Origin of the sequence: Paraburkholderia aromaticivorans (genome assembly GCF_012689525.1) — a bacterium.
GTDB classification, from domain to species: Bacteria; Pseudomonadota; Gammaproteobacteria; order Burkholderiales; family Burkholderiaceae; genus Paraburkholderia; species Paraburkholderia aromaticivorans_A.
Genome location: NZ_CP051514.1, coordinates 2,275,287 through 2,289,050, shown reverse-complemented (window position 1 = coordinate 2,289,050; position 13,764 = coordinate 2,275,287). Strand labels below are relative to the sequence as shown.

General features: G+C 59.8%; 12 protein-coding genes and 2 pseudogenes. 5 read left to right on the top strand and 9 right to left on the bottom strand.

Features of this window, described 5'->3' with window-relative positions; all coding sequences use genetic code 11:
* Positions 1 to 183: 183 nt before the first annotated feature.
* A complete protein-coding gene (locus tag HF916_RS10715) occupies positions 184 to 1,005 on the bottom strand; it encodes a transglycosylase SLT domain-containing protein (protein WP_168788781.1) in 822 nt (273 codons plus the stop codon).
* Positions 998 to 2,287 carry a TrbI/VirB10 family protein gene (locus tag HF916_RS10710; RefSeq protein ID WP_168788780.1) on the bottom strand — a complete coding sequence of 430 codons (1,290 nt, stop codon included), beginning with the start codon at positions 2,285 to 2,287 and terminating at the stop codon, positions 998 to 1,000. Before HF916_RS10710 ends, HF916_RS10715 begins: the two co-directional genes overlap by 8 nt.
* 89 nt (positions 2,288 to 2,376) lie before the next feature.
* Here HF916_RS10710 and HF916_RS10705 point away from each other — a divergent pair, with 89 nt between their 5' ends.
* On the top strand, positions 2,377 to 3,429 hold the full coding sequence (locus HF916_RS10705; RefSeq protein WP_168788779.1) for an RNA-guided endonuclease InsQ/TnpB family protein: 1,053 nt from the start codon (positions 2,377 to 2,379) through the stop codon (positions 3,427 to 3,429).
* Between the two features lie 32 nt (positions 3,430 to 3,461).
* Here HF916_RS10705 and HF916_RS10700 read toward each other — a convergent pair whose 3' ends face one another.
* The gene (locus tag HF916_RS10700) at positions 3,462 to 4,331 is read right to left on the bottom strand and encodes a TrbG/VirB9 family P-type conjugative transfer protein (protein WP_168788778.1); all 870 of its coding nucleotides are present in this window, start codon (positions 4,329 to 4,331) and stop codon (positions 3,462 to 3,464) included.
* The gene (locus HF916_RS10695) at positions 4,328 to 5,032 is read right to left on the bottom strand and encodes a type IV secretion system protein (protein WP_168788777.1); all 705 of its coding nucleotides are present in this window, start codon (positions 5,030 to 5,032) and stop codon (positions 4,328 to 4,330) included. The genes HF916_RS10700 and HF916_RS10695 overlap by 4 nt, the downstream gene beginning before the upstream one ends.
* A gap of 888 nt (positions 5,033 to 5,920) precedes the next feature.
* On the opposite strand from HF916_RS10695, the pseudogene HF916_RS10690 reads away from it, so the two are divergent.
* Positions 5,921 to 7,063 (top strand): annotated as a pseudogene (locus tag HF916_RS10690) (IS3 family transposase); the annotation flags it as partial.
* Between the two features lie 171 nt (positions 7,064 to 7,234).
* On the opposite strand, the pseudogene HF916_RS10685 reads toward HF916_RS10690, so the two are convergent.
* Positions 7,235 to 7,564: pseudogene (locus tag HF916_RS10685) on the bottom strand (IS110 family transposase); the annotation flags it as partial.
* A gap of 553 nt (positions 7,565 to 8,117) precedes the next feature.
* Between HF916_RS10685 and HF916_RS10680 the strand changes: the two are divergent.
* Positions 8,118 to 8,930 (top strand): class I SAM-dependent methyltransferase, encoded by an 813-nt coding sequence (locus tag HF916_RS10680; protein WP_168788776.1) that lies wholly within the window; start codon positions 8,118 to 8,120, stop codon positions 8,928 to 8,930.
* 209 nt (positions 8,931 to 9,139) lie between these two features.
* Here the strand turns inward: HF916_RS10680 and istB are convergent, their stop codons facing one another.
* Genes istB through HF916_RS50820 form a run of 4 tightly spaced genes read right to left on the bottom strand, consistent with a single transcriptional unit; the run spans position 9,140 to position 12,259 of the window.
* A complete protein-coding gene (istB, locus tag HF916_RS10675; RefSeq protein ID WP_206001714.1) occupies positions 9,140 to 9,931 on the bottom strand; it encodes an IS21-like element helper ATPase IstB in 792 nt (263 codons plus the stop codon).
* Positions 9,918 to 11,396: an IS21 family transposase gene (gene istA / locus HF916_RS10670; protein ID WP_168787653.1), complete on the bottom strand. Its 1,479-nt coding sequence runs from the start codon at positions 11,394 to 11,396 to the stop codon at positions 9,918 to 9,920. Before istA ends, istB begins: the two co-directional genes overlap by 14 nt.
* Positions 11,389 to 11,787 carry a hypothetical protein gene (locus HF916_RS10665; RefSeq protein WP_168787652.1) on the bottom strand — a complete coding sequence of 133 codons (399 nt, stop codon included), beginning with the start codon at positions 11,785 to 11,787 and terminating at the stop codon, positions 11,389 to 11,391. The genes istA and HF916_RS10665 overlap by 8 nt, the downstream gene beginning before the upstream one ends.
* Positions 11,759 to 12,259 carry a hypothetical protein gene (locus tag HF916_RS50820; RefSeq protein ID WP_240975187.1) on the bottom strand — a complete coding sequence of 167 codons (501 nt, stop codon included), beginning with the start codon at positions 12,257 to 12,259 and terminating at the stop codon, positions 11,759 to 11,761. Before HF916_RS50820 ends, HF916_RS10665 begins: the two co-directional genes overlap by 29 nt.
* 171 nt (positions 12,260 to 12,430) lie before the next feature.
* On the opposite strand from HF916_RS50820, the gene HF916_RS10655 reads away from it, so the two are divergent.
* Positions 12,431 to 12,670, top strand: a complete 240-nt coding sequence (locus HF916_RS10655) for a hypothetical protein (RefSeq protein WP_168788775.1) — start codon at positions 12,431 to 12,433, stop codon at positions 12,668 to 12,670.
* A gap of 427 nt (positions 12,671 to 13,097) precedes the next feature.
* A complete protein-coding gene (locus HF916_RS10650; protein WP_168788774.1) occupies positions 13,098 to 13,736 on the top strand; it encodes an alkyl hydroperoxide reductase in 639 nt (212 codons plus the stop codon).
* Positions 13,737 to 13,764 lie beyond the last annotated feature (28 nt).

Genomic DNA, 13,764 nt, shown 5'->3' with positions numbered 1-13,764 from the left:
TAATGCTCTGGTCGCTTCGGGGCTGGATGAAGGTTTGCGAGCCGTCGTTAAAGACCGATTCCGGACGGTCTGCGTTCGAGCCAATAATCGAGTAATCGAAGTCGAATGGATCGGTATTGGCCGCGTGGCATAACGCACCCGCCATGCACGCGCAAGCGATGGCGACGTTTCTGGCAATTCGCATCACGAGCCAGCCTCCAGTTGATCAAGGTGTTGAACGAACCGGGCAAGGTATTCACGGCCAGGTTCAGGGTTGGCGCTGTGGTAATAAGCCACCGCCTGCGCGACAGAATGGGTCTTGCGGTAGTACTCGTTGAGAATCGATTCGGCAACCTGAATGTTTGAGCTCGGCTTCAGCGCATCCCAGGGCGAGACGAACCGCTGGTGGTGGTAACACCAGTTCACCTGCATAAGCCCAACATCGAAATCACAACGATCCTGCGACAGCAGGTAAGTGATCGCGCGATATGCCCCTTCGCGCGACTTGAAGAAATAGCTGCGACCTGCAACGTTGAGCGTCCATGGCCAGGGGCGACCGGCGTAGTTCGACTCGTTCATCGCGATTCCGGCGAGCACCTTCGGGTCGACCGTGCCGTGCAAAAGATCGAAAGCGGCCTGATTGCCCGCACAGTTCCAGCCGCCGCGATGTTCGGTGATCGCGGCCTGCGCGTCGTCGCCCAGAGTGCCCGGCAGGAGCCAGCCGGCGCTGACGAGCAGCTTCTCGAGCTCGACTGGCCTCGAGTCGATCACCACGGTCAGCTTGCCGGACTTGTCGGCGTAGACCGCCTGCCCGAGAAGAGGCCGTGCCCAGTCCTTAAAGCTACGCATCCCGCAGAAGTACACGGGCTTGCCGGTGAGCGGCGTGATCGCCCTGGTCCCGTCCTTGACGAGGACGATAGAGTCGGGGCTGATGATGTCCTGGATCACCGGTCCGGTTCCTGCCGACGCTGCGGCAGTCGCCCCAATGCCCGCCAACGCGAGGGTTAGTGCGGCGAGCCTAGCCATGGTACGGCTCCAGGTGAATGTTCTGGTTCACCTTGATCATGAAGCGCGTGCCCGGCTCGACGGTGATCGTCGGCGGAATGCTCTGGTAGCGCGAGAGAATCGACTGCGATGTTTGCGCCGCAACCTGCCCCGCCGTATCGCCGACCTGCGTGACACCGTAGGGAGTCGCTGTCGATGAGACGGTCGAGCTCTTGTCAAAGGCGCCCAGCAGAATGGCGGTCAGGAATGATGCGCCGAAAATCTTGAAGAAATGGTTGTTGACGTCTCCAGAGAGCCCGGCTTCGCCGTCCTGATCCGCACCGGCGGCCCCGTTCAACGGCACTTCCTTCCCGTTGGGCAGGCGCAATTCGGTGCCCGCGATCATGATGCTCTCCGCACCGACACGAATATCCGACGAGTAAGGCGCTACGATTTTTGAGCCCTTGGGAATCATCAGGCACGTTCCGGCCACGCTGTCGTACACGTCTTCGGTGACGAGCAGCGACGCGGTGCCGGGACGGTCGGAATTCAGCTTCTCCATCGTCAGGACTGGAATGTGATTCGGAGGTGCGAGCGAGCAGCTTCTTTCCTGACCGACGAAGGTTGCCGTTGAGAAGCCCGCGCCGCTCTGCGAACTCGTTTTTGCTGTGCGCAGGAATCCCAGATCGCTTTGCTGCGAAGCAGCTGAACTGCCAGCGCCTGCCTGGTCCCGGGCCCCCTGTAGCTGGCTCTGCACCGCTGCTATCGCCTCCTGGGCACTGCGGCCTGCCGTCGCCCGCGCTGCCATCATGTCCTGTGGCGTCGGCACGCCCCCTCCCCCGCCGAGCGCCGGAAGATTGCCAGCGAGACCGGCAGCGCCGTTGGTGCCGAGCTTGCCCTGGATCTGATGACCACCGCCCTTGAACACGCCGGCCGAATAGATGCCGTCCTGATCGCCACCCGGGCTCACGGTTCTGTTACCGCGACTGCCATTTGCCGGATCGACGAAACTGTCTGCGCTCGGCGTATTGGTGTTTGCTGGGCGAGCGCGTTGCGCATTCTGTGCCTTCAGATCAGCGGCCGACTGCTGCTGATTGATAATGGAATTGAAATCCTGATTGCCGTTGTCCTGTTTGCGGCTGAACTGTTCCTGCTTCGTTTTCCTGGCCGCTGCATCGGCTTGTGCTTCCGCGTCCTGTCTGGCCTCGTAGTAAATGGCGAGACCGCCTGTCACGACGGCCGCGATCAAGCCAACCCCCAGGATCGCGTTGCGCGGGGTCTTCCCTTTGAAGAACGAGCCTTTCTGATCGTTGGGCGTGCTCATCAGATTTGCTCCGAGAAATCCCGCCCTTCAGGACGGGGAGTGAACGGGGCGCCGCCGGCAGGCGGCATTCTGACGTTAAAATAGACGGCATGATTCGTGTTTACCGCTACCGGGTGAAATCGCTGAACGGCTTGCTGACCCAGCAAAGCCGCGCGGTGAATTACGTCTGGAATTTCTGCAACGACACGCAGAAACACGCGCTCAAGTGGGGCAGGAAGTGGCCAACAGGCTTCGACCTCAACGTGCTGACGACCGGCAGTAGCAAGGAACTCGGCATCCACTCGGGCACGGTCAACGCGACGTGCGAGCAGTATGCGAAGTCGCGCAGCCAGCATAGGCGGCCGTACCTGCGCTATCGCGGCCGCAAAACCCTCGGGTGGGTACCACTTAAGGGACGCGACCTTAAGCGCGAGGGCGAGGCTTTCCGGTTTGCGGGCAATACATTTCGCGTGTTCAGCAGCCGCCCTTTGCCCGATGGCAAGATCAAGGACGGAACCTGCTTCGCGCAGGACGCGCGCGGCAACTGGTTCCTCAATATCGCGGTGGAGCTCACCGATGTCCCCCCACGCCAGATCGATAGCGGTGTGGGCATCGACCTTGGGCTGCATGACTTCGCCGCCCTGTCCAACGGCGAGAAAACTCCCAATGACCGGTTTGGTCGCCGTGCAGCCGGAAAGCTTGCGAAGGTGCAGCGCGCCCGCAAGCACAAACGGCACATCGCGAAGCGCCACGCCAAGGTTGCGAATGCTCGGGCCGATTTTCAGCACAAGCTCGCACTCGATATCGTGCGCCGGTTTGATTACATTGCTGTCGGCAACGTGTCGGCCGTCAGACTCGCCAGAACCAGGATGGCAAAGAGCGTCTATGACGCGTCCTGGTCGTCCTTCCGAGACAAGCTCCGCTACAAAGCGATTGCGCACGGTGCCACATTCGAAGAGGTGAGCGAAAGAGGTTCTTCCCAGACCTGCTCGGCGTGCGGGTCGAAAGGCAGCGCGACGCGGCCGAAAGGTATCGCAGGTTTGCGAATAAGGGAGTGGACTTGCTGTAGCTGTGGTGTTGTGCATGATCGCGATACCAATGCTGCCTTGAACATTCTCCGCTCGGGACGTCGAGCGCCGGTAGTGGGAATCCCCGTCCTTTAGGTCGGGGAGATGGACGTCAATGTGACTCCGGTTCAGAGACCGAACAAGCCGTTATGGCGACGGTTAACCTTCACCTCGTCGTGATTCGCGCGGAGCACGATTTCGTCGGCCATCTGTTGTACGACCAGGTACGGACCGCGGCGGCTGAAGTTCGGGCTAACGTTGTCGCCGTGATCCTTGATGATCGGAACGGCGTACGGTGCGTTGGCAGGCATACGCATCCAGATGAACTTGCCGTCATCAAATACTGTTTCTGGTCGGAACGCGGCGTCGCCGTGGACGTCCCAGTTGAAGTTCAACTTGTCCGGCGAGACGTTCAGGGCGCCAGAATTTGTTGCATCGGCGGAGGCATCGGTTTGCGAACTGGCTTGCTGGTGCTCGCGCACCTTCGCCATCAGGGACTCCGGATAGTTGAAACGGACGGTCTGGTAGAAGAGCCCGCCGAGAGGCGACGAGACGAGCGTGATGTCGTACTCGCGCAGATTCGTAGACAGGTGAAGCGTGTTGATGAGGCCCGGCTGATTCGGTTTCACGAACACGTGGTTGGCGCCGTCCGTGTCGATCGTCCACCTGATCGTGTCGCCCATCGCTGGATCCGCGATCAGTTTCTCAGTACCCGCAAATTCGATCGTTGTCGTCTTGAGCGGCGCAGTCATCACGCGAAAAATCTGATCGCGCGAGTAGGTGAAAACCGCCATACGTGCGTCGTTCGGCATCGTTACCGGATCGACGCCGCCGTTGAACTGACCCGCGGGATTGACCGACGCGCCGTCGCTCGCAGCGACCGGATCGATGTCGCCATGCTTTTCGGTCACGGCTGCATTCGCGCTCATGGTTGCAAAAATCAGCGACATACCAAGCGCTGCGACGATGGGCGCCGCAATGCGAGTCAAGGAGATCATGCGGATTTCTCGATCGTATAGAACGGGATAAAAATCCCGAAGGGATTGGAGCCCAGTGCAGCGTCCGAAGCTGGGGGTTGGACCTCGTACCGAAGCGTCAGGGAGAATCTCTGGACAACGGGTTGATCCGCTTCGCCTTGTGAAGTCGATGTCGTGAAGTTCACGACGACGGTCGAGTCTTCGAGCAAGGCGACATTGGTGACGGTCACCTGACGGGTCAGCTTCGGGTCAGAGGCGATCGCCTCAAACGGGGCATCGTTCTTCAGCCATTCGACGAACGATGACTGTGCCTTCCCTTCCATCTGCAGTTGGACGGCCCGGATGTTGCTGGCCATGCGCGAGTGCTTGATGTCGCCGGACAGGACCGGCTCGATCGTGAACCAGCGCTGGGTCGTTTCCTTGATGGCAACGCGGATCGCCAGTGCGTTCGGCTGGTAGGTCGTAAGCTCGCGCAACACAGGGCTACCGGCAGTGTCGGCTGAGACGCCGTAGGCCTTGATGACTGAGGGAGGCGGATTGCGCGTGGAAACGGCAACGAGGGCGACCACCGCCATGACGGCGGCAAAGATCTTCCAGTGGTTCGCTTCTACGAAGAGACGCGTCTTCACGTCGAAAATGATCTTCTCGGGATCATCTTCGCTGTAGTGGCCGGGGGCCTTCGCGAGCGCGATGTCTTGCTTCGAACGCTTAAAGAGGTTCATCTGAACGGGCCTGTTTTAGACTCGTCCATTAAACGTTCTGCGAAGCGGGAGGGATCCCCCGAAAGATCGCTGAAAATCACTCTCTTTCCAAGGGGCCAGATTGCGATGCACATCTGACGCGCGGCGATACGACGCGGCCCGTATCTTCCTCTTTCTAACTATTTCCCTTCATCTACCTGTCTTTGCAATATTTTAAAGCTTTCTTATTGGTTTCTTTTGTAACTTCACTCGCCGAATGGCGGCATCAACTTACGAGCTTTTCGCCGATGGTCGTACACCTAGATGTACGACCCGCCCTGTCGCCGACTTGACTTGAAAGGGTAACGAAAGTGCTAGTGTGTCTTCGGCCCTTCCGGAGAGTGCCGGGAGCCGTACCAAACCGTGCCCGGACCCGGGACGGGGACAAGCGTCAATTTATCGGCAGCGGCTTGACCAAGGGCGCAGCATGCGCCGCTTTGCGGATTCGCGTCGGTTCGTCTACAACAAAGGCCTAGCTGGCGCTGCAGATGGAGCCGCACGCTATGGGCGGGATGTGCCTGAGCTGGGTAGAGATGGCCGACTCCTCACCGCGGCGCGCAACAGCGCCGACACGAGGAAGCCATGGCTCAGGGATGCGCCCATCCACCCACTGCAAGAGGGGCTCAAAGACCCCGACGATCCCTACAGCGACTTCTTCGAGAAGCGTGCGGCGTTCCCCCGCCTCATGAACGAGGCCACGGCGATAGCTTTCGCTATCTCGACGCGAAGTAGATCAAGCTCGATCAGGCTAACAGCGGATCTTCATGCCCAAGCTCGCGCTAACCCACGAAACGAGTCCTCACCGTTCACTCGGGATTGAAGTTGACCCGCCAAAACGGATACCTATCCTTTTGATGAGGAGGTGCCGAAATGGGCAAACATCGTACCCCGTACCCGGCGGAATTCCGGGCACAGATGGTCGAGCTGGTGAAGGCCGGGCGTACGCCGGAGGAACTGGAAAAGGAGTTCGAGCCGACCGCGCAGACCATCTAACTGGGTGGCACAGGCCGGTCGCGACGAGGGCGTGCGCCATGACGGGCTGACGACAGCCGAGCGGCAGGAGCTTTCGCGGCTGCGTCGTGAGAACCGGCAACTGAAGATGGAAAGAGACATCCTCTCCCAGGCGGCCGCCTGGTTCGCCCGCGAGACCGGAGCCGTACCGCCGAAGGGTACGGATTCATGAAGGCGAACCAGGCTCGCTGGCCCATTGCCACGATGGCGCGGCTGCTGCGGGTCTCCACCAGCGGCTACTACGCGTGGCGGGTGCGTGAAGCGTCGAAGCAGGCTTGCAGTGATGCGCAACTGCTCGCGCGCATCCGTACCCTGCACGCGGGTTCGCATGGCACCTACGGGGCGCCGCGCATTCATGTGCAGCTCGCGCGCGAGGGGGTACATGTGGGACGCAAACGCGTGGCGCGTCTGATGCGCATGGCCGGTCTGTGTGGCGCAAGCCGGCGGCACTGGAAGCTCACCACGCGCCAACGCGCGGGAGCGCGGCGCGCGCCCGATCTGGTGCGCCGGCACTTCAGCGCCGAAGCCAGCAACGTATTGTGGGTGGCGGACGCCACCTACGTGCCGACCAGTGAAGGGTTCCTGTATCTGGCCGTGGTACTCGATGTGTTCAGCCGGCGCATCGTCGGCTGGGCCATGTCGAGCCACCTGTACACGGAACTGATGTTGCGCGCGCTGGACATGGCGCTGCAGCAACGACGCCATGACGGTGTCATTCTACATTCCGATCAAGGCTGTCAATACACGTCCATTGCCTTTGGACGTCGCTGCCGGGAAGCCGGTGTACAACCGTCGATGGGCACGGCCGGCGATGCCTATGACAACGCGATGTGCGAGTCGTTCTTCGGCACGCTGGAAGCAGAGTTGCTGATGCGCGAGTGCTTTGATACGCGAGACCAGGCCCGGCGTGCGATCTTCCGCTTCATCGAGGGGTGGTACAACATCCGTCGCCTGCACAGCAGCCTGGGCTACTGCTCGCCGATGGAATTCGAGCAGGAATACGAAAAAACACAAAATCCATCGCGGCGCGGGTTGCCCACCGCCGGGCAGCGTCGTGGTCGTGATATCCGACCCGCCGCCCGTCCGTGGACAACCCGCCACGCAACACCGAACGGAGGACACGTTCCGCTGTAAAACTCAACTGCAAATCTATCCGCCGAACCGGGTCAATCTCAGAATACGTGCATCGATGCGATCCGTCTTCGCCAGTTGCCCCATGGCGCGCGCGAAATCCCGTGCCTGTCTGGGGTTGATGATTGCTACCGCATAACCAACCGCCTGCAGTGCACAGGCCACCGCCGATTCAAGACCACCCGTGGCTTCCATGACGACAAGCGCGACCCGATGCGCAGCCAGTTGTTTCAGCAGGGCATCGAAGCCTTCGATGTCGTTGGTCAGGCTCAACGACGGAACATTCAGGCCTACGGCCACTTCCAGCGTGTCCTTTGCGACATCAATACCAACCGTGATCGGTGCAGAAGTTGGATCTGGCAGGCTCGTCATTACCCCTCCTTGTACATGCGAACTGGATTCAGACAACTGTTTGGGCTTCCGATGAGCGGCTCGGCTCGTGCGCCATCTGCTAAGAAACGGGCTTGCAGGCCCCAGGGGACAGCAGGCTGCACGAGCTTCGCCAAATCAACATCAACAACAAAAATCAACGGCAGGGTGTGGAGCTTGTGGACGATGCGCCTACGGCGCACCGGTAAGCTTACCGTGGACAACGCTGCGCGTTGCCCACCGCGCTCACCTTCGCCCACAAGCTCCACACCCTCCTACGATGATTAAAAATCGCGAACATCAAACCCAACTTCAAGATACAAGGGGACAAGGGACGCGCATCGCGGACGCAATCGCCTGTCCCGTCACGACATCATATACGACACGGTTCACTGTATTTTGGTCGATGGTGGTGGCGTGAGAAGATCAATTCTGGGACTTCCATGCAGTCTTGTGCAAGTGGCCCAGCGGCACTACCCGGACCAGCATGCGTCGGCTTGTATCGCGTCAGTCCGATGTCGGCGTGCGATAGGGTGAGCCCGGATGGAGGTGTGATGTGGAACAAGATGAATTCAGCGCCTTTGAGCGTCAGGGCTGGGAAACAGTCGCACAGCCGTATCACTCGTATTTTGGCGAACTGACGACGCAGTCCAATGCTGCGTTGCTCGATGCACTTGAGGTACGTGCCGGCGTCCAGTTCCTTGATGTCGCGTCAGGACCCGGGTATCTCGCGGCAGCAGCGGCGCGTCGTGGCGCCGATGCAGTCGGTGTCGATTTCGCGGACGCGATGGTTCAGCAAGCGAGACGCATTTTTCCCGACCTCGCATTCCGTCCCGGGAGCGCCGAAGATCTGCCTTTTCCGGATATGAGTTTTGACGCCGTTGGTATCAGCTTCGGAATGCTGCATTTCGCTCGTCCCGAGGCCGCACTTGACGAAGCGTTTCGGGTGCCGCGCCCGGGCGGCAGAATCGCGTTTACCGTTTGGGCGCCGCCGGACCAGACCGTTGGATTCGGGATGGTGCTCAAGGCCATTGAGAAGCACGGTCGCATGGATGTCCAACTGCCTCCTGGACCTCCCTTCTTTCGCTTCAGCGACTCGTACGAATCGGAGCGTGCGCTGCTTGACGCGGGCTTCGTTGAGCCCCGCACTACGGAAGTCAGTCAAACGTTGCGTATCCGCGCGCCCGAAACGCCTTTCGACGTCCTGATGCGCGGCGGTGTACGTGTCGCGGCGATCTTGAAGGCGCAATCACCCGAGGCGCTGGCTTCGATCCAGAAAGCTGTGTCCGATGATGCGGCAGAGTATACAGAGAACGGTGAGGTGCAAGTCCCGATGCCGTGCGTACTTGCGTTTGCGAGAAAGCCCTGAATAGTCGTCGGCAGTAGACGCCGACGCGACCGGGAAGCGGGGAACTTCGGTTACGTCAGGCCCGGCGGCGTGGGGCGGAAGGCCGCTGTAGAGCGCGGTAGTCACGCTCGCCGAAAGGACCTCAGAGGCCGGAACGGGTCGACTACTGTCAGGAGCGGCGCGAATGTCACGCAAAACGGACGGTTTGAAACTCACTATGCTGAAGACGGTCAAGCGGCAGGATCAGGGTCGATCTGGTCTTTCATCCGATAGCTTTTGCCTTCGATGACGACAGTCTCGGCGTGATGAAGGATGCGATCGAGCAACGCGGAGGTGAGCGTGGTGTCGTGGTTGAAGATCTCAGCCCAGTGTTTAAAGGCACGATTGGAGTTGATGATGGTTGCGCTCTTTTCATATCGTTGACTGATGATCTGGAACAGCGCGTCGGCACCCTGTTTATCGATGGGTAAATATCCCAGTTCATCGACAATAAGCAGGCGCGGTTTGACGTAGCGGCGCAATTCGCGTTTGAGGCCGCCATGCGCATAGGCGGCGTTCACCGAGTTAATGATATCCACCGCGTTAGCGAAGAGCACCGGGTAGCCGCGCAGGCACGCGGTATGTCCGAGCGCAATACTCAGGTGACTCTTGCCGAGCCCGACGCCGCCGAGGAAGATCACGTTAGCCGACTCTTCGATGAAGTTCAGCCGGAACAGGTTCTGGATCTGCAGCCGGTTGATGTGGGTGGGCCAGCTCCATTCGAACTGGTCGAGCGTCTTGAGTATCGGGAAACGGGCCAGGGCGATGCGCCGGGCGATACTACGATCCTCGCGACGATGCGCTTCGCCCTCGATCAGGTGGGCCAGATAGTCGACATGCGACCAGTGCTGCGCGCCCGCGTCGCCAGCCAGTGCCTCGTAATGTTGCAGCACGTAGCTCAGGTGTAGTTCCGTGAGTTGTGCAGGCAACGTATCGATGGCGGGTTTGCGCTGGTGCATGGTGGTGTGTTCAGCTTTCGTCATGGGGCTCCTCCGGTCCGTAGTGCGAGAGATCCGGTTGCGCGAGTTCGATGTCCAGCAGATCCTGATGGCGGACCAGGTGCAGCGCGCCGACTTCGGGAATCTGCCGGGCTTTCATCTCCAGAATGTTGGCGATGTACTCGCAACTGAAGGCGTGAAACGCAAGCCCATCACGCATGGCACGCCCGACCGCCTCGACGCCGTAGATCTCGCTTAATGCGATGATCTTTCGCACGTGCTGTCGCGCATTGGTACGTCGTTGATCGAGTCCGTCGTAATAGGCCTGGGCATGCGGGCCCAGTTTCAGGAACTGCATCATCAGCCGCTGTTCCCGGGCATTGCGGCGTTGTGCGAGCAGTGCCTTGGGATGTTCGGGATCCTCAATATCCTGATGGCGATCGTAGCTTCGCACATGTCGGGCGATCAGCTGGTTGTCGTGGTAGATGCAGACCCGCTCGGGATATGCCTTGAGCGTCACACGCGCACTCGCATACCGGGCCGGCACGGAATAATGGTTGGTGTCCAGCGCCACGCGAAACTGCTTGCTGGCACGCACCGTCACAATGCGTGCGACATCGTAGGCTGATGGATTCAGCGGTTTCAGATGCGCCTGCTCGGCTGCAAACAGATCGACGGGGCGCTGGTGCGTCTCACCGTGTATACGCACATTGGCGATGGTCTCGAGCCAGAGCTGGGCCGCGGGGTTGATCGCGCTGAACCCGGCGAGCTCAAGCCCGTTGAGGAGATTTTTCTTGACGTAACCTACACCATTTTCGACCCGTCCTTTTTCGTTGCCTTTTCCTACATTGCAGGCCACGATGTCGAATCCCCAGTGACGCGCCGCATCCAGATAGCGCGGATTGAACACCGGCGCCTCGCCCACCAGGCGCTGCAGTACCGCTGACTTCAGATTGTCCACCATCACCCTGGCCGGGCAACCATGGAAGGCTGCGAACGCGTGCTCATGGCATGCGAGGAAGTGCTCCATCGTCTGCGACACGGTGAATTCGACATACATCAGGCGGCTATAGCACAGCACCATGACGAAGAACGACAGTCGCCGGCGCGTCGAGCCCACATCAATCGTGCCGTATTCGCCCCAATCAATCTGGGCACACTCCCCGGGAGTGAAGGCAAGTTTCAGGAACGCCTCGTGTCGCGGTGGGCGGATTGCGCTCACATAGTCGCGCACAATCGTGTAGCCGCCTTCGAAGCCCGCTTCGCGCAGGCGCTGGAAGACCTGCTGAACGCTATACGGATGCGCATCGAGCCAGCGAACCACCTGCGCCTTGAACGGATCGAGCCGGCTCGCGCGCCGTGGCGAGCGGCGCGGCTGATACGCGCCCGCCCTGATCCATTTCGCCACCGTTTGCGCATGCAGCCCGAGCGCGCGCGCCGTCTGCGTGATCGTCAGATGCTGCCGGTCATGGCAGTCGCGGATCCTGCAGTACGTCTCGTAATCAAGCATGGCGTTTGCCCAGCGCCGCGTGCAGCCGCTCCAGATGGGTCGCCACGTCGGCTTGAGCAGGCGCGGGCGGCGCCGACTCCGGCGGCGGTGTATCGAGCGCCAGCACCTGATACAGCGGCCTTTGCCAGGCGATCAGGCCGATACGCACCAGATCGCTGCGCGCCATCGACAGGCGCGCCGGGGCCATCGACAGCCGCTGCGCAAGCGACGTGTCCGCGTAGTAGCTCAGGCCCTGGGCATCAGCAACGGTGACCAGAAACAGGTACAGCGCGGCAGCACAGGCGTCACAGCGCTCGATATACCGCTCGCGCACCAGCCGGTGATCGATCCAGCTGAACTGCGCCGGAACCTGCCGGATCCGCTCAGGGCAGATGACCCGCTTGATCACCATGCTCGCGTCTCCCGCTCAGAATGTCCTGTCCCAGTTGTAGCAGGCGCCGGGTGCTCAGCGCGATGTCTTCTTGTAACGCACTGTCAGTCAGATGGGCGATCAACCCAATCAGCACGGCGGGTTGCGCCGACAGGACATCTTGTAACGCATCGCCCGTTAAGAATGGCGATTCCTCTTTTGTTTCAATGGCTTGCACGCAGGAGTCATCTTGTAACGCACCGCCCTCCCGCACACCTGAACGCCGCCAGTATCCTGGATGCTGTTCGCGCCAGCGCTGCACCCGCGCGACGTTTTGCGGGCCGCGGAAGTAGTCCTGATTCTCAGATTGGGAAAGCCACTGGCGCTGACTGGCCGCCTTGCTCGCCTGACGGCACGCGAGGGCGCTGCAATACCGCTGGTGTCTGACGTTGCGCGGGTCCGGGCGGAACAACGCTCCGCAACCGGAACACTGCCGTTGTCGTTGGCGTTTCATGATCGGCCCCCTTGCGCCGATCATGCGCCACCACCCGCGAGCAACCTTAACCGGTTGATCCCGACAAACGGGACCAATAAAGGAAGAAAACGCCTAGGATGAACGAAGAAAATGCGCAAGAAGAGTCACGTCCTTGATAAATAGACGAACCCGAAGAAAACCAGCGAAGAGGTGGATTTCAGACCGACAGATTTAAACGACTTTCAGAACGCCAATGACAACTACAGTCCCTCCCGTCCAATTTGCTATAACTTTGGCGCGAAGATCGGCCAGTGGAACTGCATCATCGCCGGTGTTTGCGCGTGCCTGCCGCTTTTTCCGCGAGAGACCTTTTCCTTGACCGCGCCGGAATACTTCAGCTCAGAGTTCGAGGTCGAGAGGCTTGCGCGCATGACGGAGAGCGTCGCGTGATCCCGTTGCGCTGCAGCGTGGCGTGGCCAGTCAGCACGGTCAGGACCATATGGCCGATCTTGTGAATCATGACGTTCGACACGAACTTGCGATTGGCGTCTTCGGAGCCCGGTAGCACGCTCGCCTCCGACGTCCCGACGAAAAGCCAGGAACGGACGTTCATTATGGGCTGCCCCAGAGTGTTCACGAGCTTGCTCGGGTGCTATAGAAGTATTCGCCGGAGCAGGTACGAGTGCACCCATATCAGACGATTCTCGAACACTTTGAACGTGTGCGATAGAGCACCAAAACGGACCGGTGTTCGAGGGAGCATTGCCTGGCACCCTCGTGCTTCCGATGGCAGATCGGCGCTGCACCTTCAGTTCAGATTTCTTTCAGCTCCTGGCACTTCTTGACATAAACTTGTGAAGTCGTTAGGGATCGAAACATGTTAAACGTCAGCCTCAGGTCACAACTGCAGACGTATCTGCGAAACATTCGCAGACCTGTCGAATTGATCGTGTCGCAGGGCAGTAGTCAAAAATCGCACGAGATGCTGACGATGCTGAACGAAATCGCGTCGTTGACAGATCTGGTGACGGTAATCGAGGAGCAGCGGGGCAACCAACGCAAGCCGTCATTTTCAATCAGGCAGGCGGGAGGAAACCCCGGCATCCAGTTTGCCGCCACTCCGACAGGGCCTGAATTTTCGTCCCTTGTCCTTGCAATACTCCAGGTTGGAGGACATCCCGTAATAGCAGACCGTACGACCATTGAACAGATTCGAACGCTAGAACGTGACTACTATTTCGAGACCTATATTTCGCTATCTTGCAAAAGCTGTGTGGACGTTGTGCAAGGGCTGAACATGATGACGGTGATCAATCCACGGATTCACAACATTACGATCGACGGAGGAATGTTTCAAAGTGAGGTGTCGGCGCGTGATATTAGCGTTGTGCCGACGATCTACATGAACGGCGAGGTATTTGGCGAGGGGCGCAGCAGCTTTGTGGAGCTCGGCGCGAAACTTCACGACATAGAACTGAGCATGAAAGCAGCGATGCACGCGGCGGGAAAGCCGTAGCACTGACGTGCAGGTCATATCGGCGGCG